This is a genomic window from Pseudoalteromonas sp. MMG033 (genome assembly GCF_057197785.1).
Window position 1 is genome coordinate 4,528,788 of the sequence record NZ_CM170070.1, and the last position, 25,042, is coordinate 4,553,829.

General features: G+C 39.5%; 17 protein-coding genes, 1 other RNA gene and 1 pseudogene. 6 read left to right on the plus strand and 13 right to left on the minus strand.

Translation table 11 applies throughout. The annotated features are described in order from the left end of the window. Positions 1-133 precede the first annotated feature (133 nt). Positions 134-491, plus strand: a transfer-messenger RNA (tmRNA) gene (ssrA, locus tag AC2CZC_RS19715). A gap of 384 nt (positions 492-875) precedes the next feature. On the opposite strand, the gene AC2CZC_RS19720 is transcribed toward ssrA, so the two are convergent. The 10 genes from AC2CZC_RS19720 to AC2CZC_RS19765 all read right to left on the minus strand — a co-directional run bounded on the left by AC2CZC_RS19720 (position 876) and on the right by AC2CZC_RS19765 (position 17,811). Then, entirely contained in the window at positions 876-2,120 is a 1,245-nt protein-coding gene (locus tag AC2CZC_RS19720; RefSeq protein WP_211036021.1) for a hypothetical protein, read from the minus strand. Between the two features lie 192 nt (positions 2,121-2,312). Continuing rightward, complete coding sequence (locus AC2CZC_RS19725) at positions 2,313-3,398, minus strand: 5-methylcytosine restriction system specificity protein McrC (protein WP_211036023.1); 1,086 nt, start codon at positions 3,396-3,398, stop codon at positions 2,313-2,315. After that, complete coding sequence (locus AC2CZC_RS19730; protein ID WP_247686836.1) at positions 3,395-6,013, minus strand: McrB family protein; 2,619 nt, start codon at positions 6,011-6,013, stop codon at positions 3,395-3,397. Before AC2CZC_RS19730 ends, AC2CZC_RS19725 begins: the two co-directional genes overlap by 4 nt. 79 nt (positions 6,014-6,092) lie before the next feature. Then, positions 6,093-9,365, minus strand: a complete 3,273-nt coding sequence (locus tag AC2CZC_RS19735) for a type I restriction endonuclease subunit R (RefSeq protein WP_211036066.1) — start codon at positions 9,363-9,365, stop codon at positions 6,093-6,095. A 23-nt stretch (positions 9,366-9,388) separates the two neighbouring features. After that, positions 9,389-10,261 (minus strand): DUF4145 domain-containing protein, encoded by an 873-nt coding sequence (locus AC2CZC_RS19740; protein ID WP_211036025.1) that lies wholly within the window; start codon positions 10,259-10,261, stop codon positions 9,389-9,391. After that, positions 10,261-11,616 carry a restriction endonuclease subunit S gene (locus AC2CZC_RS19745; RefSeq protein ID WP_211036027.1) on the minus strand — a complete coding sequence of 452 codons (1,356 nt, stop codon included), beginning with the start codon at positions 11,614-11,616 and terminating at the stop codon, positions 10,261-10,263. The genes AC2CZC_RS19740 and AC2CZC_RS19745 overlap by 1 nt, the downstream gene beginning before the upstream one ends. Continuing rightward, complete coding sequence (locus tag AC2CZC_RS19750) at positions 11,616-13,976, minus strand: type I restriction-modification system subunit M (protein WP_211036028.1); 2,361 nt, start codon at positions 13,974-13,976, stop codon at positions 11,616-11,618. Before AC2CZC_RS19750 ends, AC2CZC_RS19745 begins: the two co-directional genes overlap by 1 nt. A 225-nt stretch (positions 13,977-14,201) precedes the next feature. After that, positions 14,202-15,341, minus strand: a complete 1,140-nt coding sequence (locus AC2CZC_RS19755) for an HNH endonuclease (RefSeq protein WP_484583085.1) — start codon at positions 15,339-15,341, stop codon at positions 14,202-14,204. After that, positions 15,341-16,045 (minus strand): OmpA family protein, encoded by a 705-nt coding sequence (locus tag AC2CZC_RS19760; protein WP_484583086.1) that lies wholly within the window; start codon positions 16,043-16,045, stop codon positions 15,341-15,343. The genes AC2CZC_RS19755 and AC2CZC_RS19760 overlap by 1 nt, the downstream gene beginning before the upstream one ends. Next, positions 16,045-17,811 carry a MotA/TolQ/ExbB proton channel family protein gene (locus AC2CZC_RS19765; RefSeq protein ID WP_484583087.1) on the minus strand — a complete coding sequence of 589 codons (1,767 nt, stop codon included), beginning with the start codon at positions 17,809-17,811 and terminating at the stop codon, positions 16,045-16,047. Before AC2CZC_RS19765 ends, AC2CZC_RS19760 begins: the two co-directional genes overlap by 1 nt. A 335-nt stretch (positions 17,812-18,146) precedes the next feature. Between AC2CZC_RS19765 and AC2CZC_RS19770 the strand changes: the two are divergent. After that, positions 18,147-18,575: pseudogene (locus AC2CZC_RS19770) on the plus strand (tyrosine-type recombinase/integrase); the annotation flags it as partial. 104 nt (positions 18,576-18,679) lie between these two features. On the opposite strand, the gene AC2CZC_RS19775 reads toward AC2CZC_RS19770, so the two are convergent. After that, positions 18,680-20,059 carry a phosphoribosyltransferase gene (locus tag AC2CZC_RS19775; RefSeq protein WP_484583088.1) on the minus strand — a complete coding sequence of 460 codons (1,380 nt, stop codon included), beginning with the start codon at positions 20,057-20,059 and terminating at the stop codon, positions 18,680-18,682. Between the two features lie 612 nt (positions 20,060-20,671). Between AC2CZC_RS19775 and AC2CZC_RS19780 the strand changes: the two genes are divergently transcribed. After that, positions 20,672-21,577 carry a DUF1444 family protein gene (locus AC2CZC_RS19780; RefSeq protein WP_484583089.1) on the plus strand — a complete coding sequence of 302 codons (906 nt, stop codon included), beginning with the start codon at positions 20,672-20,674 and terminating at the stop codon, positions 21,575-21,577. A gap of 511 nt (positions 21,578-22,088) precedes the next feature. On the opposite strand, the gene AC2CZC_RS19785 is transcribed toward AC2CZC_RS19780, so the two are convergent. Beyond that, positions 22,089-22,841 (minus strand): hypothetical protein, encoded by a 753-nt coding sequence (locus AC2CZC_RS19785; protein WP_484583090.1) that lies wholly within the window; start codon positions 22,839-22,841, stop codon positions 22,089-22,091. Between the two features lie 334 nt (positions 22,842-23,175). Then, positions 23,176-23,448 (minus strand): helix-turn-helix transcriptional regulator, encoded by a 273-nt coding sequence (locus tag AC2CZC_RS19790; protein WP_237136789.1) that lies wholly within the window; start codon positions 23,446-23,448, stop codon positions 23,176-23,178. 234 nt (positions 23,449-23,682) lie between these two features. Between AC2CZC_RS19790 and AC2CZC_RS19795 the strand changes: the two genes are divergently transcribed. From AC2CZC_RS19795 to AC2CZC_RS19805, 3 genes are all read left to right on the plus strand, one after another. Further along, a complete protein-coding gene (locus tag AC2CZC_RS19795; RefSeq protein ID WP_484583091.1) occupies positions 23,683-23,946 on the plus strand; it encodes a helix-turn-helix domain-containing protein in 264 nt (87 codons plus the stop codon). Positions 23,947-24,315: 369 nt separating this feature from the next. Beyond that, a complete protein-coding gene (locus tag AC2CZC_RS19800) occupies positions 24,316-24,573 on the plus strand; it encodes a hypothetical protein (protein WP_484583092.1) in 258 nt (85 codons plus the stop codon). A 187-nt stretch (positions 24,574-24,760) separates the two neighbouring features. Continuing rightward, the gene (locus AC2CZC_RS19805; protein WP_484583093.1) at positions 24,761-24,991 is read left to right on the plus strand and encodes a hypothetical protein; all 231 of its coding nucleotides are present in this window, start codon (positions 24,761-24,763) and stop codon (positions 24,989-24,991) included. The last annotated feature ends 51 nt before the right edge of the window (positions 24,992-25,042 follow it).

Sequence of the window (25,042 nt, forward strand, 5' to 3'; positions counted from 1 at the left end):
CAACTAACCGCGAGCGTCACACAAAAGCCATAAAAACTATTGCTAAGCCAATATATTAGGGCTACAATGCCCGAAAATAACAGCTTAACTTAGAATTAAAAGTAAACTGTTATGTACTGAATGAAAGATTTCAGGGGCTGATTAGGATTCGACAGGATTCATGAAGCCTGAGGTGCATGTCGAGGGGCGGTTGGCCTCGTAAAAAAGCCGCATTTAAAGTAATCGCAAACGACGATAACTACGCTCTAGCGGCATAATAAGCCCGCTAGCACTCCTCCAAGAAATGCTTGTGGTTCTGGATTTGGAGTGTCACCCTACATAAGATCGCTACGGAAACCCTGGCCGGGGTTGAAGGGCTAAATATAAGCGGCCTCGCCTTTACTTATCGTGTTCGTCCGAGATTTAAAGGTTAACCAATAGACGATACTAAACATGTAGGACCGAGGGTCGACGCTTTCTGGACGGGGGTTCAAATCCCCCCAGCTCCACCACATTAAGTGTTATAAAACAGCCAGTTAGAGAACTTCTTTAACTGGCTTTTTTGTGTCTGAAATAAAGTGTCCACATTCTTGTAGCTCCCCCATAAACTGAAGTATTTTGAATGGCCTATTTGAAATAGAATGGCCAACCACCTCCGGCTGTGCACTCATCCAATACCCACTACAGAGAGGCTATACAAGTTCACTGAGAAGGAACTAAACCACATCATAAAAATACAAACTAGCCACTTCCCCCTAAGCTAACTAGTCAATTTGATAGGTAAATAGAGCTCCTTGCTAGACATCACAATCAATACTTAAAGCACCCATCAAATTGTAATAAATCCCAACATAAGAATGATGAGCCCCTTTGTGAGGCTCCTCAAAATTCGATTCTTACTCTTTACTGATGGGCAATTGAGCTTGCTCGTTCTCTTTCTCAGTTAGACTTTTAACAGTCTCGTTAATTGAATCACTCACTTTTCGAGTTTCAGCTCCCAAATCAATGGCCCAAATCCCCTTGAAAAGCTTCAATAATCCAACAATGAACAAAAACGGTAATAATAGAGTTTTTAAAATGAACGGGATCATAGCGCCTAGCATAGTATCAATCGTATCGCCGATGGTATTTTTTAAAACATCATAAGAAAACTTATTTTTAAACTTGATAAACTGCGCTGATGCCCCCGACACTGCCTTGCCAATATCTTCAAAGAATGACGTTTCCCCATTTAGCTGTCTGCTAAGTACTTCAATTTCATCATTAATATCTTCAAGCTTATCTTGTGTTCTGTCTCTGTGATCTTGCAGCCTACGAATATCATTTTCAGCATCATTCATAGCACGTTTAAGGCTTGTAACTTCCTGCGTATTAACGAGGTACTTTTCTTTTACGGGCACTTTTGCATATAGCGCTTCGAGTTTATTTAATTCTTCTCTAGATTGGGTTATTTCTGCGTCCAGCCTTGAAGCTTCTCGGGTTAGTTTACCTACTTCAACCTCCCTTTCTTGTACATCTCTTGTTAGGTCACTACGGATATGGTCTGGCAGGCCACTTGGAGTCCCTTGCAGCTCAGAAAGGTTAGACGACGATACATTGAGCGCAACGATATCTTTATCTATTTTGTCATCCAAGAATAGCTGGCTAGCCAAACTATTTATTATGACTAGCAATACAACAAAAAAGCGCAGTGCGACAAAAGTCACTAGCAGTTTGAAAACAAAAGCTTTGAGCCGTAATGCCGGATTAATGATATAAAGTATTGAAACCCCAGCTGTTAAAGTTAACAACACTTTGAAAAAGCCCATGGAGACTATTTCAACTAACAGCTTTTGAAGTAACAAAGAACCCAAAGCGTACTTCATCAACGTAGAAAAGTCTTCAACCATATCGTTAACAGGATCTAACACCTCTCCAGGTGAAATAGACACCCCAAAGTCGACGCTAAAGCTTTGCATAACAGAAACCGAAGCATTTATTGCCTTTGCACTCGCAAAAGTAAGCCCGGCCTGAGTGATTGAGTCGTTCAAAAAGTCTTTCGACAAATTGTCCAATACATCCAACCAAGAAATAACCACCAGCATTAGAATACTGACAATGATTAGTTTGCTCTTTAAGTTTAGTTGAATCTTGTTTCCCATTATTATGGCTTCCTAGCGCATTTAAGCTCTGGTTAATGTAAAAAATTTATATAAAGCCGAGGCTTTATCAATAAGGTCTGATTCACGTAACACCTAACTGCACATGATCCAAGATAGCGTCCTGATGATCACCAACCGTAGCTCATTCGCTACTACAGCATCCGACCTCAAACTTAACAGGCTAATTACAAACTACCCCAACAACCCAATCAGCTGACGATTTATTTCAGCGGCTGACTCAGTCAAATCAACCGTACAAAAGCGTATATCATGCCCCTGTATGCTAACAACTTCATCATAATGTTCACCAATCGAAGGGTGTAATAGCATGCCCGATGAGGTCAAAGATAAAGGATCATTGGTACACTCTTGTGACCTTAAATAGGTATAGAGTTGATAGATATAACCGCTTTTGAATATTTCTCCACCATAATAATTATGTGTGGTTATTGATGTGTATTTTGTGTCTATGATTAACCGCCGCTGGGCCACTAAGTTTTCAAGTTGCATATCTATTTGCATCGATGGCATAAGTTTATCAATTAACTCTGATGCACCATCTATACGCCAATTTAAGCGCTTACCTCGTCTAACGGACCAACCCTTACCTAGCTTAGCGGTATAAAAGCCTGCTACGGCTTTTTCAAACAACTTTCTTACCCAATATGCTTGCTTGTCTGGAGATGGGTAAAGTTGATTGGCCGCCGACTCATTTATAAGCGCTAGATCAAAAGCCAGCGCAGCCAACTGTAATACCTTGCGATCAGCCATCTCATGCTTGCCAAACCGCTCATATTTAGGGTGATATTGTCTATCGAGCTTATCTGATACGCCATGCTGCTTCATTGACTTAACAAGGCTTACACAACTTTGCTTTAACTGTTTGCTTGAGACCAAGCAAAGCAAACGCTGTAGCGCCCCCAAAATAAAACGGTTTCTGGCCGTATCGACAGATAACGTCTCAAAAGCACAGCTCACTTTACCTTTTTTAAGTAAACCTTTTGAATACGTCTCTAGCGTATTAATGCGACCTCGAACACGATTCAATTCACCTGAGGTGCGTTTATAGCCATGACTTAACTGGCGTTTTAGCCTAGTGTTCACCTCACTACAAAACACCTCTGCAACCAAGTTCGCAACATCTTCATCAATGTCTTCTTTGTCACCTTTTTGATGCAGCAAATAGCGAAAATCAGACGCATACAGCATCAAAAGCCATAAATTTCTGACGGGTATTCCCGCAGCCGTATTGCACTTAACGGTTTCTACAATACTCATAGCGGTTTTAATAACGCGTCTTTTTGCTGCTTTGCTTTACTTGGCTTATCAAACCAATATTCAATCAACACTGGATATATCTGGGTTTCTACCACTAATTTAAACCAGCGACCTACATCTTCAATTTTACGGCCGCGCGCTGGGGTTACATAGCTATGACCTATTTTAAATTGCTCACCCAAGCTCTCGTCTGCAGCAATCACTTTATTTAGCGCATTGATACGGCGTTCAATTGCTTCTAAGCTGGTCAAGTCAATGTCTGTTTCTTGGTGCACCCAGTCACGCCATGGCTTGCCAAAAGTAGGTTCAAGATCAATAAATGAAAAACGCCTGCGTAGTGCTAAGTCAACCATGGCAAGGGATCTATCAGCCACATTCATAGTACCAATCACATAAAGGTTTTCAGGGATATATACAGGCTCGTCACCTTTAATACGGTAACTCAACTCCAAAGCTTCTCGCGGTGTGCGTTTACCTTCTTCCAGTAAGGTCAGCATTTCACCAAAAATTTGCGCGGGATTGCCTCGGTTAATTTCTTCTATTACCACAACATAATTATTTTTAGCATTTTGTTGCGCAAGCCTAACAAACTCTAAAAATGGTCCTTCACATAGCGACAGATTACCGTCTTCATTTGGTCGCCAACCTATGATGAAATCTTCATAAGAGATATTTGGATGAAATTGCACCGCTTTTATAAAATCTTGCTGTTCCTGTCCAATTAACGCATAGCCTAAACGCTTTCCAAGCCATGTTTTTCCGGTTCCCGGCGGCCCTTGTAAAATGAGGTTTTTTCTTTCTTTTAGGCAATACAACATGTCTTCAAGCGCATCTTGTGATAAAAAGCAGCCTTCCTCAACGATGCTTTCTACCGTATATTCTTTTCCTTTAAACGCTTCTTGCTGCTCATCATCTTCTAAAGACTCTTCGTAACTCAACCACTCATAGTTACCACCAGTGACAAAACGGATCTCATCTTCATCACGCAGCTTTTGCATATTGCTATCAATCGAAAACTCAGCGCTGTTGTTTTCAGGGAATAAAGCCTCTAACTCTTTTAGGTAACGTGCTTTGAACTCTACGCGTGAAAAAAACGCGCTGCGCTTTTCATGACAAAGGTCTTTAACTCGGGACAATACCTCTGTTTTCCATGTTAAACGCGTGTTTTCTTTCTTTTGAATTGGTTTTAGCGAAGCCAAAAGCGACAGCTCAGGAAATGAATGCACTGGAAATTCAGGCTCTGCAAACCTGATTTGTAAATCTTCTCTAATTGACAAATAATCACGACCACTGCAACTTCTATCGGGGCCATTTCTTTGCGGTTTAATAGACAGTGTTGCCAAATACGCTTTACTTTGCTTTTCAAGCGTCGGAAAGCTCCATGGCCTTATCCAATACAATCCCATCGACAAGTTCCAGCGTATGCCATGCTGGGCCGCCACTTTGTTGTATAAATTCACAAATACCGAATCATCTTCACTATTTTCATCCGCTAAATCTCTGGCAGCATCAAATAAAGCCCAAAGATTATTGATGTCCTCTTCTCCTCTTTCTTCTTTAGAGGAAAAAAACCAAGACCTTTGATTATTCAATACAGGGATCGCTTCAAAAGACTCCGGTACCGGTATATCTAGCTGTAAAAAGTCAGCAAGCTCGTGAGCGATCTCTTTGCGGGTGTCAGGTCTTATATTACGATTGAAAATGCCTATAACTGTAAATGGGTCAATATCTTCAAGGTTTTTACCCATGATATAAGATAGGTCGTATTTTTGTGCAACCGTCATCATCCAATCAATTAAAGCTGCTCTATTGGTTTTATAACCACTTAGTTCATTGGCAATGGCCTCATAAAAACCAGTCCATTTAAATCTAATATCGTCTTCGGGTATGTCGCCAAACCGTTCTTTCCACGAGGCATGATTGGCAAACTTTTTGTAATTTTGTTCAGCGCCTTCAAATGTAAACTTAATCAGCGCATCGGTGATCCACTCACCCGGCTCTACTCGCCATACTGTGGTTCTGCCTGTATAAAAATACCACTCTTTGGCTGGTGAATAGGTTTTTTGCCAATCGACTTGAAGCTGCCGTCCATCCTTTTTATTGCCCGTCACTACCCCGACGGCCTTGATCCCCATGACAGAAACCGTGTTACCTCGAGATTCAAAAGGTAAGTCTTTACGCCTTGTATACGCAGACTTGATAGCGATTCTATCGCCCACCTTGATGCTTTTTACATCTTGAGTGTACTTGTCTTCATAGCCGTTTTCCCAAATTCCTTGCTCAATAAATCGCTGGGTTTGGTCAACGCTTTGCTTGCCCCAACTCGCCCCCACAAACCAGCAAGGTCTGCTTTCGGTTACACTTAACTTTAAAGATTCAATTAAGCTACTTTTTAACTGCTCATTAAAGCCATCATTTGAATTAATTTGCAAAATTAACGCGCTGATCTGCGCCAAAGTATCTTTTTTATTATCCCAAGAAGGTAAAGCAATAATGCCTTTCAGCTCCGTATATATATTTTCAAGATGTGGCGTTAAAACAGAGTGATTCACAGGCAACGCGTTTTCTAGCAGTGCCTTTTCCACTATAGTTCGCAGGTGTTCTTTACTTATCATTATTTAATCCTTAAACACATTCTTATACTGCAGCGATAAATGGGCTGTACATCGCTAAAAATATATATCTCGCACCACTTTAGGTTGTTTTTAAAGGCCCACTCAACATATCAAACACCACCCGTGCAAACTGCGCTGTTTTCGATGGGTCAGACAACAACTGCATCATTTGCTCTTGATGAGCAGTACTGCTGTCCAAGATCGCGTCATCAATGGCTTGAGGGAAGTCGCCGAGCATGGCTTGCTCACGGGAGTTATTGGCTATTTGCTTCATTACCGACTCATTTTCAGTGAGCTTGTCGCGCACGGTGAATGCATAGTTGATCATATCTTTGTCAGTGAGGTTGTCGGTGATGAACACCTCATTCAGGCGTGCAAGAATGTTAGACATAAACTCTTCTTTTTTGTCCTTCGCCTTTGCACTACCCACATCACTGCTTGGCTCAAGCTGGGATTCGGGACTGTCTTCTTTTAATTTAATATCTTGCTGGCGAATTTTAGATAAGCGGTAATGACTCATGACTACGTTATCAAGGTCGATATCATCTTCTTCAATCACCTTTTCGCGTAATAACGGGCGTAGATGTCTTGCATAAAGGCTTAGCTTCTCTAGCTCTTTATCGTCATAATCGACTATCTGCGACATAAACTCGTAAAAGCGAGTAAAGCTACCTAAATCCTTTTTGAAGATTTCAAGGCGATCTTTCTCTTGCTTACACTCTTTAAAGCTATTTTCAGCATTGGCAATCAGCACTGCGTCACCTGTTTTTTTGGTGCGCTCAAACATGTCTTTGGCTTGAATATATGCGTCTACCGCTAAGCTATAGCGTTTTTGCCAACGGTCTACCGCAGGCTTGCAAATATTACTGATAGCTGCATTTGATTTGTTTTTAGTGAAGAATGCTTCACAGAATTGTTCAACTTCATTCCATAGGAATATGCCGCTGGTGCGTAGCTTTTCATCTAACTCAAATACCACATCAGGGTTTGTTACATCAGCGAGTTCTGCTGTTTGATAGTAAGGCTGAAAGGCATCTAAAATATCTTGAGGGTCATTGAAGAAGTCGAGTACAAACGTGCCGCACTGCGCTTTACCAGGGTAAGTACGGTTTAAACGAGATAGCGTTTGAACACACTCAACACCACCCAGTTTTTTATCCACATACATGGCGCAAAGCTTCGGTTGATCAAATCCTGTTTGAAACTTATTAGCCACTAGCATGAGTTGATAGCTGTCGGTGTCAAACGCCTCTCGCATATCTTGCTTAAGATCTGGATTCATGCTTTTTTCAGTGAACTTTTGATCAAGCAAAGCAATAGAGTCAGGATCATCTTTGCTAAATTCAACTTCACCTGAAAACGCCACCAAAGCGCGAATAGACTGATAGCCGTTTTCTGTCACATATTTATCAAAAGCTAGTTTATAGCGCACCGCTTCTTTACGAGAGCTAGTCACAACCATGGCTTTTGCTTGGCCGCCCAATAAGCCCATCACGTTGTCTTTAAAATGCTCAACAATCACCTTCACCTTTTGTGAGATGTTGTATTCGTGCAAGCGCACCCATTGATTCAGTTTTACTTTGGCCTTTTTACTATCTACCTCTTGATCAGCCGCTTCTATTTTTTGTGCTAATTGATAAGCGACTTGGTAATTGGTGTAGTTTTTCAATACATCAAGAATAAAGCCTTCTTCAATGGCTTGGCGCATTGAATAAACATGAAACGCTTCTGGCTTGTTTTGTTTAGATGCAGGTAACTCAGGGTTGGGTTTGCGACCAAATAACTCTAGTGTTTTAGCCTTGGGTGTTGCCGTAAAGGCATAGTAATTTAAGTTGGCGCTACCACGGCGAGCGGCAATCGTTGCATCTAGAATATCTTCAGAGTTGAGTTCTGTATCATCATCCGCTTCATCAGTCATTAATACTTCTTTTAACTGACGCGCTGTAGAGCCACTTTGCGATGAGTGCGCTTCATCAGCAATGACCGCATAGTTACGCTCTTTGAGCGAGGTAGAGTTTTCAATTGCACGTAATACAAACGGGAAGGTTTGAATAGTTACTATAATAATCGGCGCTGAATTCTCTAAAGCTTCAGCAAGCTTTTCAGATTTAGAACGACCTTTATCTTCCTTAGTGTTTATCTTTTGAACCACACCATCAGCATGTTCAAATTGATAAATGGTATCTTGTAGCTGATCATCAAGAACTGTTCTGTCTGTTACCACAATCACTGAATGAAATTGCTTGTTGCCGTTTGTATCATACAAGGTTGAAAGCTGATGTGCTGTCCAAGCAATCGAATTTGATTTACCTGACCCTGCACTGTGTTGCACAAGGTATCTATTGCCCGTGCCCTCTTCTATGGCAGCACCAATCAACTTAGTCACTACATCCCATTGGTGATAACGCGGGAATATCAGGGTTTCTTTTTTGGTTTTGCGACCTTCCCAATCCTCGACCTCTTCAATCTGTAAGTGAATAAAGCGGCCAATTATATTGAGTAAGTTATCCGGCGTTAAAACCTCATTCCACAAGTAATCTGTCGCATAGCGGTTTAGATCCCTTTCATTAGAGCGCGTTGAAATATCATTACCCGCGCCACCTTCGCTTGTACCTTTGTTAAACGGTAAGAAGAAGGTATCGTCACCTGCCAGTTTAGTTGCCATATAGACTTCATATTGGCTTACAGCAAAGTGCACTAACGCACCGCGTTTAAAGGTTAATAGTGGTTCTGGCTTCTTGGTCGCAGGGTCTTTTGGTAAACGAGTGCGCTTATATTGCTTAATGGCTTTTTCAACTGCTTGCTTAAATTCAGACTTAAGCTCTAAAGTTGATACAGGCAAGCCATTAACAAACAGCACCAAGTCAATGCGCCATGCCTTAGCTTTTTTGCCAGTCTCAGCTAAATGCTCTTTTGTTGCATATGGGCTGTACACAAGCTCAGGTACAATGCGGCAAATATTCTTCTGGTAACGGGCAAGGGTTTCAGGGTTTAAATCATGCTCTGGCTTAAACTGGCATAATGAAAAACGCGCATTACGTATTTTTAAGCCGTGACGCAGTACACCTAAAGTACCATAAGTGCGTGATGCCTTATCAGTTGCATTTACATCCGCTTTTTTAAGCTGTACCACGAGCGCATCAATAAAGTGGCGCTCTGAATCAATCGGGTAAACCTTACAAAACTTTTGCCACTCTTTCGGTTGTGTTTCTTTTACAAAAGTGAGGACATCTTGCTCATATAAGGCTGACTCACGATTATAGTGTTCAGGTTGGCCTTGCACCCAACCATTTGCCACCATTTGGGTGATAATATCGTTTTGAAAAATTTTTTCTTGGGTTGCGTCATTCATCATTAATTCCATTAACTATTTAGTTATACCGCAGGAGTTTTGTGCACTAGTTGTTTTTGCTTTTTCTTATCGTATTTATCTGCTAACTTTTTATAACAAATTTGGATTGAGTCGAGCCTAGCTTTACGGTCATAAAGCTCTAATACCACCTGAAAAATCTGAAATGCATACAGCAAATCAAGTTCATCTACACCAGAGCCATGAGTTCCTTCATTACCTATCAATTTGAGAGCAAGTAATTGTTTAGCTTCCTCAGGGTACGTTTTTTTTAATTGATCTATCCGACTATGTAGCACTTTTCCGTCAAGCTTCATATCATCACAAAACCGTTCTATAGCGCGTCTTAATTTAGACGCAGATGAAGGCGTATCAAAATGGAAATGCTTAAAGGCATCAAATAACTCTTTACCTACTTCATGAGGTGTATTTTCAGAAAGGTTGAAAATTGGCACTGTTGGAGAAAAATGCTCAACCTTAACAAAATCAGGTTTTGGCTTGTCTTCTAAACCCATTTTAGGCTTAAGCAATACGCCTGAAGCTGATACATTCCCATTACATTTTTCGCAATGGTAAAAACTATTAAAAAGATGAGGCACGCCGTTAATTGGAGAGGTAGCCTCTGAATAATAATCAAATGCGGCCAAAATTAGCTTGACCAAAAATGGGTCTGATTCTTCGGTATTGCTATGCCTTTCTTTGCGCTTTTTTTCACTTTCATCTTTGTCCCTTTGATATCGCTTGCTCGCTTCAAGGAGCTTTCCTTCAGTAACAACGCGTGCTTGAATACTCGACTGTTCTAACTTCAAGCCTATTTCAGCGCAATATGGGCAAGGTAGTGTCGGATATTTATCAATTGCAACAAAACTAGAAATTCCCTTCCATAAGTTTAAATCCATTACGCCACTTCCTCTTCACTCACTTCAGGCATTTGCCAATTACGTACATCAATTTTGCCTGTGACTGCCGCTGATATAAGCGCTGTGCGGCGTTCTCTGAGTAAATCGTTCATTTCCTCTGCTTTTATAACTTGTAGATCGTACTTCCCAATTATTTCATCTAAATACTCAACTATATCTTTTTGCTCATTTATAGGTGGAACTGTAAATACGAATTTCGCAATTTTATCTAAATGCAAATTGATAACTGTACTCTGCTTTATTTGACCGAATATTTGCTCTTGAATTTCATGTGTTTTAAAAAAGTAATATGCATAATTAACATCAATTTTTTTATTAAATTTAATTAGACACAGACTGACGAAGATACTGAAATCCCAATCCCAATCTACAACTTTGGGAACACCTATTGTGCCATTCTTTGATAGAAGTAAATCGCCTCTTATTGGTTTGCACCTCTTAATAAGCTCTTCATGTTCTGTTTTAGGAATAAATTTAATATTGTTAAGGTCTATTTCTTTTTTATGAATATCAGTAACCCTAAGGAATGGTATACCATCGTCTACGTATGTAGGCGTAAAATGTGCTCCATCAACTATTTGCGTGGTAAGGTACTTCAATTTTGATGTATCCCAATGCTCAGGCACTTCGCCTAACCATTCCACACCAGAGTCTTTCATCAGCGCTTCGAGATTTAAACCCTTGGTTACGGCATGGCTGATCACCGCTTGGCGCTTTTCTTTTAACAGCTTAATAAGCTGTTGCTGCTTTTCGATTAGGATATCGATTTTTGCGGTTTCGTGGTCGAGGAAGTTGGCGATTTGCTCTTGTTCATTAAAAGGAGGGAACGTAACTATCAACTGATCAATTTTACTGATTGTCATTCTGCGTAAGGCAGAACCGTGAATCATGCTATTCATCTGATCAACATTGATACCTGAAACTAAATAATAGTATAGGAAGCGGTTAGCTAATCTATCACTTGGAGTGAGCAAACCCAATGAAGACAAGATAACAAAATCTTGCATATCACCGTCAACGATGCACGCTCTTCCAATCGTTCCGTCTTTCGTAAGTAATACGTCACCAATTTTTGGTTTACAGCCCTCTTTAACCAAACGAATATAGTCTTTTTCTGAGATTTTCTTTGCTGCCTCAAAATTAATCGAGTTGATACCTACGTCAGTTACTGAAATAAATGGATAACCATTCTCCTGAATTTTAGGTGAATGGTGACTTCCGTCAGTTACATTGCAATATCGTTTTAAATTTGTGCATATCCAGTGACTTGGGATATCACCAAGCCAATCAACATTCGAGACTTTATAATCCTTATATGGCTTGTATTTACTCATTATGAATGCACCTCTTGAAGTAGCTTCATAATGTCAACACTAATTGAGTCTAAATCTTCGTCAATTTTTTCCAGTGCACGAGGCGGTTGGTAAACATAAAAATGGCGATTAAAAGGTATTTCATAGCCCACTACACCTATTTCACCGTCCTTTTCATCACGCTTCGTGGCATTAATCCAAGCATCAGCAACGTGTGGAGCAACTTCTTTGTTAAAGTAGGTTTCGATTAAATCAGATGTGGTTACACTTGGGTCAAGCGGTACATTCTCGTTATCACGCAGATCGCCATCTTGCTGGAACTCAACTACTTTACCTTTGTATTCAAATGAACCATAAAGTGGAGCGGCTTCATCTTTCATTACCTTTTTTATGACTGGCTCGGCGTCTTGGTTCTTCCAAGTTATTGCATCAAGGAATTGTTTTTTCTCTTTGGCATCAAATTTAACATCAGTCGCTTTAAAGGCTGCTTTTAGGGTGCGTTCAAACTGATTAAAATCATCATGCTGCTCTGTGCCGACTTCTGTTTTAAGTTTTTGGGCTTTTTCCATCAATGACTTTTGGAACAACCAAATTTTACTGTTGATCAAATCTTTAATCTGTTTTTCTTTCAGCTCTGGAAAGTCGGATTTAACCAGCCTGCGTACTTCATCTTCATAAGGCTTTAAATCACCATATGTTTCTTCAGTCCACGTAGTTTCAAACAAGTCATAAACAGACTTCATCACTGCGTTAAACGGTTTAGGTGCAAAGCGTAATGACTCTACCTTTTGGTCGGTGATTCGTGCAGATAAACGTAGAGGTCGTTCGATGGTTAAACGGCGATAGCCAAACTCGTAGGTATTGAAAATTTTGCTGGCAAAGGTTTTCGGCGCTTCTGTTTTAGGGGTCATTGATTGACGCCCACGGTTAGACTTTTCTTGCCCTTGTGAAGAGACGGGTTTATCAACAGGTCGAGCATCTATTACCTCAAAGTCACCAAAAGCGCGGGTGATGGTTTTAATATCATCATCACTCATCAAGTTACGTTTAGAGCCAAGTGATTTGCGCATTTTACCGCACAAATTAGAGCCATCTATTAACTGTACCTTGCCTTTGCGCTCAGCCTCTTTTTTATTAGATAACACCCAAACATACGTGGCGATGCCTGTGTTGTAGAACATATCGGTTGGCAAGGCGATGATGGCTTCTAGTAAGTCGGCTTCTAAAATATGGCGGCGGATCTCGCTCTCGCCACTGCCTGCTCCACCTGTAAAGAGTGGTGAGCCATTTAAGATAATACCAATACGCCCACCATCACTGATATTGCCTTCAACAGAGGTAGTGTCACGCATCTTACTGATTAAGTGCATTAAAAATAGTAAAGAGCCGTCTGATACACGGGGAAGACCTGCGCCAAAGCGACCATCAAAGCCTTTTAGAATGTGCTCATCTTTAATATCACCTTCGATTTTTTTCCAATCCACACCAAATGGTGGGTTAGATAACATATAATCGAATTGATCGATCGGTAGTTGATCGTTTGATAGGGTATTGCCCAACTTAATGCGGCTGACGTCTTGCCCTTTAATCAACATATCGGCTTTACAGATAGCGTATGACTCTGGGTTAAGCTCTTGACCAAAGGCACGCATCACTGCTTTCGGGTTTAGCTCATGCACATATTCCATGCCTGACGATAGGAAGCCGCCTGTACCTGCGGTTGGATCGTATATGGTGCGGATAATCCCGTCTTTGGTTAGGGCGTCATCGTCTTCCATGAAGACTAATGACGTAGTTAAACGTACGATATCACGTGGGGTAAAGTGCTCCCCTGCGGTTTCGTTTGAGCTTTCAGCAAATCGACGGATTAACTCTTCAAACACCAAACCCATGTCGTGGTTTGAAATCGCTTTAGGGCTTAAGTCAGTGTTAGAAAACTTTTCAACCACCTTATAAAGCAGGTTAGCATCGTCAAGCAGGCCAACAAATTCATCAAACTTAAAGTGTTCAAAGATTTCACGGGCATCTTTTGAAAAGCACTGAATGTAGTTTTCAAGGTTGTCTTTAATATCACTCTGACCCATTTTTCTGAGGTTCATTGGCGAAGTATTAAAGAATGACAAACCGCCTTTGTTTTTTTCTGTTTGAGTCGCACGTAGCAACATTTTTTCCTGTGCGTCTTCAGGCAGATTCATGGCCTTTATTTTTTCAGCCTGTGCAACAACAGCGTCTTTTGATTCTTCTAATACACATTCAAGGCGACGTAGTAGCGTAAAAGGTAAAATAACGCGACCATATTGTGATTGCTTAAAGTCACCGCGAAGTAAGTCAGCGACTGACCAGAGAAAAGCAGCGGTTTGAGAGAAGTTATTATTCGTCATTTATTTTTCCAACAAGTCATTGCAGCTAAGCAATGTCTTTTAATTTATTTCCGGTCGTGATTCCATTAACTGATATGCCACAACCGATTTGTTAATTCGTTCCAACAGATGCCATCTAATTTTGGTTTTACGCACTTAGGCAATTGACCTTGTTTGCTGGCTGAAAACCAAACCAGCTGTTTTTAATGGCAATATCATACCCTTTTTGCTACCCAAAATTGAGCCCTACCGGATGTATTTTTGCATCGCATAAAAGTTGGCAAGCCCGTCACTGGCTAACCATACATCCCAACCCAATGCTCTTAATGCTACTAGTTGTGAGTGCTCTATCACCACGGCAAACTTTTTACGTGGCCAAGCGAGGTCAATCGATATCAGCTCATTGCCAAGTTTTATGCAAATACCTAACTCAGGCGTGGGTAAGTTGTGCTTTCTGCACTTTAGCAATAATCCTTCTAATGCTGAGTCTGCATATTGCAGGACATCTGAGTATTCACTACAGTCAAATTTATGTTGCTCTCTTCGGAGTTGATTTATTAAAAGCTGGTCTTTGTGAGTCACATTCATATGTTCATGCTTTGGTTGTTTTTTATGGCAATCTAAGCACAGTGCACGCAAGTTATTACTGGAGTTGTCTGTCTTTACCCCATTAATATGATGTGTTTGTAAAAGCCACTTGTATTGGTTCAAGTCAACGCCGCACTGCTCACATGTATAATTTTGTGTTTGTCTATATTGTCTAGATATTTGTTTCCAGTCTTGCGTATAACTACCTATTGATGTCTTCTGTGTAGGATAGTATTTGAAGTAAGAGCTATAGGTTGAAAACAATTCAGGTAATCTTAGGCTTTGGAAAATTTCATTTCGTTCATTATAATTTTTATCAGCATAGCCCTTATAATTAAGAACCTCTAAACAGTTCATGCATACACCTAATTCTGCTATTCCTTCGACTTCTCCTTTAGTTATTTTGCTTTTTCCTTTAACTAAATATTTTCCATTAATATCATTAGTCACAAAATAACTATCATAACGGCCATCGTTCCTCATTGCTTCCAATGTTCTACACTCAGCGACGTGTAGACGTTTAGCTCTTTTTAACTTTCCATTTTTTATTACGTCTTCAATGGGTAGTGTTTGCAAAGGTATGTAGAGTAAAACTTGCCGACCCTTATATGATAAAACCCCATTATCGTTATCAATTTCAGTTAATTGTAAATCTTCCCCTAACACCAGACCTTTACCAAGACCACTATCGATTTCATTTAATCGACCCAGCCCTGATTCGAGTTTAATCTGTTTATCTGGCGCCCCCATTCTAGCTGCGGCTGCTTGTAGCCCACTGAGGTCTATTTCAATTTCCATTACTCTTGCGCCTCTAAAATGCGCTTAATCTGAATGTGTGCATTGGTGATGGCCCTAAAGCTCACTCGCCGTGATTGCTCGGCATCTTCTTCGCCGTTATCAGTCAAAATTAAACGCGACGAAGAAAAGCCAACCGCCGCAATATTGCGTTTGATCCAAGCCGTTTCTTCTGGCACTAAGTTGTATAAATAGGCTAAAACCGCCCGAGTTCTGCCTTGTGACAGCTTCATATTTTTAAAATAAGCTTCTTCTTCGGTGCTATCTTTGTTCCACTCGCTACTGGTGTGGCCTTCAATCCTGACTTCGTCAATTGAACTACGAAATGGCTTGAGTACGTTTAAATATCGCGGGAAAAAGTCATCTAGTATGCGTGCAAATCGTGGTTTAAAGTCAATTTCGCCGCCGTCAAACAACACATCTGGTGATTGAAAATTAAAAGCCAGTGTTTCTTTGTCGATCTCAGCGCCCCATTTTGCTAGGTCTTTTTCAAACTCTTTCATCAGCGAGTCATAAATGGCGACTTGATTTTCTTGATAAGCGACCGCAACACTCTTTATTTTTTCATTTTCTTTCATAGTGTGGCGCATAAATACAATGGCGATAAATAAAAACACCATCATTAAGCCTGCCATCAAGTCAGAGATAGACAGCCAATGCTCACCGCCCTCTTCTGGCGCTTTGCGCTTACCAAAAATATGCTCCATTACACCGTCGCTCCTTGGTCAACTACCCGCTTCATTTGCTGTGTTAGCACTTGGTAGTCATCTGCAAATTTACCAGAGATTTGGCCCAGCGAATTAGCCATCAACTGCAGTGCTCGTGTGAGTTCTTCTTGCATCGACTGGTCAATCATTTTGAGCTGATTTTCAACGGTTTCATGTGTTTTAGTGAGTTGTTGGTTCGCGGCTTCTTCAATGGCCACAAACGTGCGCTGGGTTTGTTGCATTTGTTCTTGAGCTACTTGCTCAACAATGCGTTTAATATGTTCGGAGACTTCATTATTGGTTGTAACAAAGGTATCCCTTGCTTGTTTGGTACCTTGCGCAAGCTCCGAATTTGCCTCTTTAAACGTGGTGGTCATGGTACGCGCTTCAACGACCACTTTTTCAATTAAGTCACGCATGTTGTTATTTAAATCAGAAACCGCATCTTTAATGTGCTGCTGCATCTTGTCACTGCCATCGGCTAAGTGATCTGAGCTGGTTTGCAAGCTTTCATTTGTTCTGGAGGCTGAATGTGTAAACTCTGTGCTGGCAATATCCAGCGCTTTACCCATATTTTCTGAGCTACTGATCAGTTTGTTGCCAACGGCGTCAATACCTTGCTCAGTAGTACTAACAAACTTATCCAATAGCGCTTCTGAGCAGCTTATGTGTTTATTTATGTATTCATCAGAATGCGTTAATAATGATGTGTAATGTATGCTTGCTTCTTCTACCGCAGCCCCAATATCCTGTACGGTTTGTTGAACATGTTGCTGTATTTGAGGCACTGCTTCCACAGCTTTGTCGCGCATTTGCTCAAACGCGGCTAAATGCCTTTCTAGTTCAGCCAGTTGATGCTGATTGACTTCCATGACATCTGTAAGGGTATCCATAGACTGCGGAATTGATTTTGCGTGCTCGTTAATGCTTGCCACTGATCCTTCGGTTTTCACAATGGCTTCAACCCCGTGGCTGTACTGTGCTTTCATTTCTTCGAGTTGAATACGGTAGTTTTCTTGCCACTCAACGAGTTTAAAGACTGCCTCGTTAAGCTGTTTAAAGCTGTCGCCAAACTGCTCGGTGAGCTTTTGGTTAAAGTCGGCAATCACGTTATTTAAAGCGGCAATAATTTCTTCTGTAGCCGATTTAGACAATGTATCTGCAAAATCTTGCAGTTTGATCCAAAGCTTATCTGCAAATTCTGTTTGCCTTTGCGACTGTGCCTCAAATTGCTCTTTTTGCAATGCTTGTGCTTGCATAAAATTATGGTTGCCATCTGATCGCAATAATTTAATTTGGCCCAGCAAAGTGCTTTCTTCATTTCCGACTAGTGCATCTTTTAGCTCGCTGGTTGCAACCGTTTGCGCTTTGATGGCTGCTAAAATGGCCTCTGGCGAAGCGTTCGATACAGCTTCGACCTCACTTTGCTTAAAAAATGTGGTTTGGGTGAACTTAAAAATAATGGATAACAACAACCCCAGCAAACTGGTAATAAAGGCGGTTGTCAGCCCATCTAGTAATGCAGTAATACTTGAGTCTATTTGCGTATGATCAAAGTGGAATAAACCTAAAACTATACCCAGAAACGTACCAAAAATACCCATTGTAGTAAGTAAAGTAGGAACATAGTTAACAAACTCGGGGGATTTTTTATTTTTAGCATGCCAAAAGCCAAAAAAGAAAATAACCGCAAGCACACCACAAATAATAGCTGTGACTAAATCAGCGCTAGAGCCGATAAAACTGTTAGATACTGCCGATTGCATAAAAGGTCCTTTTCAACTCAAATAAAAATATTTATAGCCAAATGCGCAGGATGTTACCCAAATCAGGGTTTCAAAAACATTACAGTATATTACAGTAGAGTTAAAGTATAATTATCAACCGAACCTAGAACACAACCTCATGAATCAATTGATTATTTAATTGAAATTAAGAATAAATAAACCAAATAGAAAATATGGGGAGGTATAATTTAAAACAGAGTGTATCGGTAGTTACAACTTGGCTTTTACATAAAGTCGCTTCCCTCCGCCGAACGAATGAAATTGGTATGTGAAAGCTATGGGACACTCAATCACCTGCACCAAACACCTGCAACAAAATCTGTTTAAGCACTGGCTCAAGAATATCAGAGACATGTGGTTTACATGGGTCTCATGTAATTAAATCAGGTAATACTTATAAAGTTACTTTCATAAACACCAAAGGCAAAAAGAACCGCTGCGTACCAATCAGTCAATCGCTGTACGACGAGATACCCAAAAAAACAGGCCCACTATTCACAGATTGTAGAAAGGCATTCGAGCGAGCTATTAACAGAGCCGGAATACAACTACCAGACGGCCAATGCACTCATGTAATGAGACATACATTTGCAAGCCACTTTATGATGAACGGCGGCAACATTTTGGTACTACAGAAGGTCTTAGGGCACGCTAAAATCGAACAAACGATGGTATATGCACACTTCGCCCCAAACCACTATGAGGATGCTGTTAGGTTGAATCCGTTGGCAAATTCGAAGTAAAAACTGAGTAAGGTTTAGCCTACTAGAGCTCAGGAGAAAGCTCATTAATTAAAATTTTATTCTTGACTAGCTTCATAGATAAACCTTAAAGCAATCTTTAAATTTTATTTCTTTGCTTTACTTTTTATGATGTCGATTAGTGACTTAATTTTCTTTTCATTAAGATATCGTTCAACAATAATAGTAAGATTTCGCTCCCTTTTTGCTATAGGAGTTCTTCTAATTAATCCTATCTCTATATGTTTCGAAGATATACTTTCGTCGAATTCAAACTCACCTCTTCCGAAGTATGTTGCAAACTCATCACTAGCCATTATCGCTTTGATATCAGCATACTCTATAATATCTTCAATTTCTAAATAACGTTCCTCTCCAACTTCTTTTTTTAAGTTTTCAATATAACTCTTTATTCGTTTATCTCCAACACGAGCGACTAAATACTGTTTAGCTAGTTTACCTAGAGAGTTTAGTAGCTTTCCGGTGCTCATCTGACCAATGGAAATAGCATCAAAAACGTCAAATCCAAAGTTATCATATTTCTCAGCAAGGAGGTCAAAAAACAGCTCTTCGGTTTTACTTTCAACAAATATGGTAAATGAGTTTTGATTATCCTGCTGTGGTTTCTTAGCGGGTTTATACTTCGCTAACTTTGGATAGTGTTTATCTATACCTGTTATTCCAGAAACTCTGTTAAATAGCGGAATCCAACCATGTCTATTCCCCCAGATTGACGGTACCGTGCAATTAGGGGTATTGTAATAGAAAGTGATGAGAGCACCGATTCCACCATATCCCAAACCTCCATAGCCAGAGATTTTCTCAAATACATCTTTCCTACCTTCATAAGACAAACCGTCGTAAAACTTGGCATCGTATGATTTCAAAGTATCTTTTTCATCATATTCCAGAGCAGAGAAAACTTCGGCTAACTCTGTCTCCTGTACTTTTTTAATGCCCTTTTTCATCCCCACAGCAGTTAAAACAAAAATGTTTTTGATACCCAAAGGTATCATTAAGTCAGCCACTTCTCTGAGTTCTTCGGATGATTGGTCTCCGGTAGCAATAATATCGTCTACCAATACCAGATTTTCTACTTCCCCCTCCTCTATGTATTTTATAGTTTCTTCATCTAAAAAATTAGCAGAAGCCAATTCATTAATAAGTCGAAAGTTATAAGCAATCATTGCTCCACTTTTGCTTGCTCCACCGACAGCTGCAAACATAGTATTTTTTAGTGATATATTGATACCTTTAGCTTTAGCTCTCCTCATCAGTTTAGAGTAAGATATCGCCAGAGCGGAATTTAGTTCATCAGGTCCAATAACATTCAAATTTTTAATAATTCTAAAGGCAAGGTCAAAGTCTTCATTATCAAATTGGAGCATCCATGTGACTACATCATCTATATTCTTTTTAGTAGGCCACGCTGAAATTACATCTTCTATATCTACAAGCCTCTTTTCAATCTCTATTGGGTATTTCAAATTCATCTCCGTTGTTGAAATTTTTCAAGTGTATATAGCCCTCAGTTGACTAATCATCAAAAGTTTGTGATTTAAGCTACTTTTAATAATAAAACAAAACCTCACCGAATTAGAATACTATATTCCACAAATAAATGAGGGTAATACTATAAAATAAAGTAAACTTAGCTTATAACATCCAATTTCCATCCACTTTAGTAAGCAATCGCTAGAATCAACTGGTAACAATAAGATTCTAACTTATTGAAAAATAGGTAAGTCATTGTTTCTCTTATGGGTGTTCGATTATCGACGCTTTCTGGACGGGGGTTCAAATCCCCCCAGCTCCACCACATTAAGTTTTATAAAACAGCCAGTTAGAGAGCTTCTTTAACTGGCTGTTTTGTTTTTGCTTTATCCATCACACTCAAGTTAATAAGCATTGGTGGGTCGTAAGCAGCTCCCCCGACAAAACCAGACCAAGTTTGTCAGACAACTTCATAAAAGCTTGTAACTACTCCAGCTTATCCCGCCTCACTAGATTATTAAAAATATAATAAAAACAATAACTAAAGACATTAAAGGCAATTACCGATATTATGTACTAGAAGTATTTTTATATGGATTTAAATAATGAAAAAAGCCCTACTTTTCTCTGTGGCGATGGGATTATCATCTTCTTTTTATGCCCTCTCGTCACCAAGCTCTAATTCACTACTATCTGAACAGGCATTTACACAGGCCTACTTGAAAGAGGCACAAAAACACTTTAAAGATGCAAAAGTCGAAGTAACCGGTGACTTATTACTTGAGATCACTTATGACAAAGGCATCACCCTCTCTACAGATTTAACCAATGCGTATTTGAGGTACTCTCAGGAGAGAGGTTTACTTACAGATATATTTGCAGATCATATCAATTCGAGTAAAAGTGTTAACTTATTAACTGATGAGTCTAAATTACAAATTAGCCAATTAAAGCCTGTCATAAAGCCGACCTCTTATATTGAAGGGCTCACCGCTAAAATTAATCAATCCGGTGATAAAAATGTTCCTTTTCCTTTTTACTATGAACCCATTAATGATGAACTTGTACTGATGTTAGCCATAGATACCCCCACAAGTATTCAGTATGTTGGTAAGGAAAAGTTAGATGAATTCAACTTACCCCCAGAGCAATTAAAGCAGATTGCTCGAGCTAATTTAGATTCATACTTAGAAAAGATAGATGCTAAATTTCAAAAGATTGATCAAAAAGACGAAAGCAGCAATTTATATATGTTTGTTGCAGATGAAATCTACGAAGCAAGTGCAGTATTTAGTGATTACTTTAAGCAACAAGTTAAAGCCACCTTTAAGGGACCTATCGCAGTTGTATTACCCAATAGAAGCAGTGTTCTAGTTGTTCCTATGGATGACGAAGCAGGCCTTTATCAAATTGCTATGCTTGCTTACTCTGAGTATCCAAACCTATCATATAACGTGTCACCATTTGCGTATGAATATCATGATGGTGAGCTGAAACGCATCCAGTTTTAAGCTTACAAATGGCGTGCCTGTAATGATACTGATAGCGCCATTCGCTTTTTTACATTTACAAATACAGTCAAGCTACACGCCATGCCAATAAGCCATTGTCGTTTAAAGTGTTTAAGCATCTCCTAATGGTGTTCTCTGTTCACAAATTTGTACTTAAGTGACAGGCAGTTTTTTTGGTATTACGCTTTTTGAGTATTGCACGCAATGAAGAACCAACACCCAGCCAGAGTTACCTACAAGTAAACTCTGGAGCAATACTTTTGGGTATTAGCTAGACCCTCATATAAACCTTTGAACACCCTCTAATATACCAACACTGAGTATTAATATTGTGGTTATTTCCGAGCAGCTCCCCCAACCTCTTTAATCACCGTTCAAAACCCCTATGAAACTTTTTTAATTCGATACACCACAAAGACCTCTACAATTTCAGCCTGTATTAGAAAGTAGAGGCTTTATAAAAACCTCTACTTACCATCTAAAATTAAGTGGTTAGCCTTTCTTAACGGAGTTAGTATGAATACACTGAATAATCTCTATCTGGCGCTGGGTTATGATCATAACCTAAGTCCCAAGCTTCCACAGCACGTGTCGTCCCACCTGCATTTTTGCAAATAATTTCAGATACAACGTATCTATATACATATTGTCCATCCGCCAAGGCTTCGCCTTCTGTACTAAAATGCGCACTGTTAAAAGCCAGTCCTTGCTTGCTTTCAATAACATTGGGGGCTTGCCCGACTAAATTGGAGAAAGTGCACTGTCCATCTGGTGCTTTATTATTTACGAAGGCGGCTGATACATAATTTATATTGTCATAATACCCTGCATGACTACCATTTACCCAACCTGATACTGTCACCTGACTTTCCCAATTAATGGCCGGTGCAGCAGGGATTTTGTGATATACCGTATAGGTTTTACTGTCACTATGACAAGTGATTTGCAAAGACTTGGGAATGCTCTCAACACCACTTGGCAATGTGCCAGTAATAGCAGTATTGCCTTGTACAGGTAACTCTGCCAACACTTGCCATGTATTTTCATTTATTACCTGCGCATTGGAGCAGTTTACATCAGCATCCGTTACAAAAAACCGCGCTGAAAGGTGCAATGCACTGCGGCTTTGTACTTCAATTTCAGAAATTGGACCATGTGTATATTGCGTAGTTATACCTGCTTGTGCATCTGCATCGTAGATCACTTCATTAGAAACGGCTGACATAGAGACTACAGCAGATATTACAGCTATTTTATTAATCATAATAATTCCTTTATAATTTTGGGTGGAAGCGGCGCCAAAACTGCTCAATAAACAGACGCTGCGTTCCTACTATATTTCCAAGTCACCATCTGTCAATATGATCTATATTGCTAATTTCTAATTTTTCCATAAGATGCTATGCAATGAAGCTTAAGTAAGTTTCATACAACCCATCGTGAAACCTTTTATCACCTGTATACAGTATGTATATGTTAAAAGTAATTACTTTTAAACACGTACACCTCCCTCAATCATAAGGTACTCATGCAAGTTATTAGCTTCAACATACAGCCCTTTCATGACCTCCAAGCCAGCTCGATTCAAACAATATTCGTTATTTGTCACCTAGGTACTTGATACAGGGCAACGAAAAATCATTGCCAAATATTAAGTACATTTCATAAACCAGCTCTATCGTCATATAAGTTTTTCCGTTTTCAAAGTTACTGATTGTCGCCTGGTCGACACAAAGCTTATCGCCTAGCTGCTTTTGCGTTAAGTTATTACGTTTCCTAATGAATTTTAAGTTATGCTGCATTTCTAACATTAACTTATTAACGACTAATCTGCGTCTCACTGCGTCATGTCTCATAAATCTACTAACCATACATTTTCCTTATAGAATTGGCTGTCGATAAAAAGCAAAATTTGATTCTTAGTACTTACAATCTCTAATCCCTACTGTTTAATCGATTTACATACAGCTTTTGCTTTTTGTCAAAGCGATGTTTAAGTCGATAAAACATTCAAATATTTACTTATGAAAAATCAATGTTAATATTATGAAACTTGGCATGCGGAAAAATCTCCGAAAGAAATAAAATGGAAGAGGATAAGGAAAGTGATAAGTGGTGATGACCTAAAAAGCATGAGAGTCAATGCAGGTTTAACCCAAAAAGAGATGGCTGATAAGCTCGGTATCTCAAGAGAAACCGTCAGTAACTATGAGTTAGACGTGGGTCAGCCCAAAATGAGGGACTTCTTGAAATGGCTTTTATTTTGCAAAATCGATACTCGATCTTTAGTGAATCAGATCGATCAAATTCAGAACCAGGTTAATGGGAGTGTTAAAAGAGCTCATCACACAAAGAAAAAAATAAAGTAGCGGCAAAACCTTGTAAATTGAACTATTTAATTTATAAAAAGCCGCAATTTTATTTTCAAAACCATATAATTACTTTTTTTAGATAAATTACCCTCTTCACTGCAAGATTACCATAAGCTCCTTCTTATTTTATAACTCAATAAATATTAAAATTTTTATTTTACTCCCCCTCTAAACAATTCCACTAGCATCATTTATGCAATATAAGCTATAAAATCATAAGTTAATTACTACAAGCCGTTTAACTAAACTAGTTTAGTGTAAGTAATCTACAGGTAACTCATGTTACTTTTATTGCTCTTCTTGGTGTTTTTTTCTACTTGATACTCGTTGTATATAGGATAGTTAATAAACAATAAGGAAAATAATATGAAGTTATCTTATTTCGTTATAGGCGCAGCGCTAACGATATCTACAGCATACTCAAACTCTGCAAAGTCCAATGAGCTAACAACTACATCAGAAAAAGGGTATTTGATCACTTGTTATACTGGCGGGGGGATAGATAACTCTGGCATAGTGCTGTGGCGTGGTTTGGCAGTCGGCGAAGCTCAAATGAGTTATATGAAGCGAAGTTGCTATATGAATAGAGGCACTCCCGACGTAACAGAACTCCCATTACGCTAATGTTTTTTAATCTATTGATATTTAGCTCTGTGTTGGGTAGCGCTTCGTTTACCCAGCACATTTGGTGAAAATGCGCATCCGATGCCTTTTAAAATGAAAAATCTCATTTTGGGTACAAACTATTTATTTTTTCCTAATTTCATACGTCGTAAGAAGGAAATAAACGCTAATCAATAAGGAAAGTAAAATGAAATTAGCATCTATTATCTCGGGAGCTGCCATAGCTTTAACATGTGTAGTATCTTTGAGCCACCAAGCAAGTGCCGCTAACTCGCCAGTAATCATGTTTACCTGTGAAGATCCGTACTCTTCTCTTCACCCGATTTGGCAAGAAATTGTATACAATGAGAGAGATGTCAGAACGCTACAGTATGAATGTCGGATGGAAGGCGGAATTTCTAACGTTAGATACTTATAACAGTAGCTGAATCGAGTAAAAAGAGGTGCATACACCTCTTTTAAAAAGCGA

What these genes read in the sequence shown, in the direction of transcription:
- AC2CZC_RS19720 (WP_211036021.1), bottom strand. Translation starts at nt 2,120, where the DNA reads ATGGGAAACAAGATTCAACTAAACTTAAAGAGCAAACTAATCATTGTC.
- AC2CZC_RS19725 (WP_211036023.1), bottom strand. Translation starts at nt 3,398, where the DNA reads ATGAGTATTGTAGAAACCGTTAAGTGCAATACGGCTGCGGGAATACCC.
- AC2CZC_RS19730 (WP_247686836.1), bottom strand. Translation starts at nt 6,013, where the DNA reads ATGATAAGTAAAGAACACCTGCGAACTATAGTGGAAAAGGCACTGCTA.
- AC2CZC_RS19735 (WP_211036066.1), bottom strand. Translation starts at nt 9,365, where the DNA reads ATGAATGACGCAACCCAAGAAAAAATTTTTCAAAACGATATTATCACC.
- AC2CZC_RS19740 (WP_211036025.1), bottom strand. Translation starts at nt 10,261, where the DNA reads ATGGATTTAAACTTATGGAAGGGAATTTCTAGTTTTGTTGCAATTGAT.
- AC2CZC_RS19745 (WP_211036027.1), bottom strand. Translation starts at nt 11,616, where the DNA reads ATGAGTAAATACAAGCCATATAAGGATTATAAAGTCTCGAATGTTGAT.
- AC2CZC_RS19750 (WP_211036028.1), bottom strand. Translation starts at nt 13,976, where the DNA reads ATGACGAATAATAACTTCTCTCAAACCGCTGCTTTTCTCTGGTCAGTC.
- AC2CZC_RS19755 (WP_484583085.1), bottom strand. Translation starts at nt 15,341, where the DNA reads ATGGAAATTGAAATAGACCTCAGTGGGCTACAAGCAGCCGCAGCTAGA.
- AC2CZC_RS19760 (WP_484583086.1), bottom strand. Translation starts at nt 16,045, where the DNA reads ATGGAGCATATTTTTGGTAAGCGCAAAGCGCCAGAAGAGGGCGGTGAG.
- AC2CZC_RS19765 (WP_484583087.1), bottom strand. Translation starts at nt 17,811, where the DNA reads ATGCAATCGGCAGTATCTAACAGTTTTATCGGCTCTAGCGCTGATTTA.
- AC2CZC_RS19780 (WP_484583089.1), top strand. Translation starts at nt 20,672, where the DNA reads ATGAAAAAAGCCCTACTTTTCTCTGTGGCGATGGGATTATCATCTTCT.
- AC2CZC_RS19785 (WP_484583090.1), bottom strand. Translation starts at nt 22,841, where the DNA reads ATGATTAATAAAATAGCTGTAATATCTGCTGTAGTCTCTATGTCAGCC.
- AC2CZC_RS19790 (WP_237136789.1), bottom strand. Translation starts at nt 23,448, where the DNA reads ATGGTTAGTAGATTTATGAGACATGACGCAGTGAGACGCAGATTAGTC.
- AC2CZC_RS19800 (WP_484583092.1), top strand. Translation starts at nt 24,316, where the DNA reads ATGAAGTTATCTTATTTCGTTATAGGCGCAGCGCTAACGATATCTACA.
- AC2CZC_RS19805 (WP_484583093.1), top strand. Translation starts at nt 24,761, where the DNA reads ATGAAATTAGCATCTATTATCTCGGGAGCTGCCATAGCTTTAACATGT.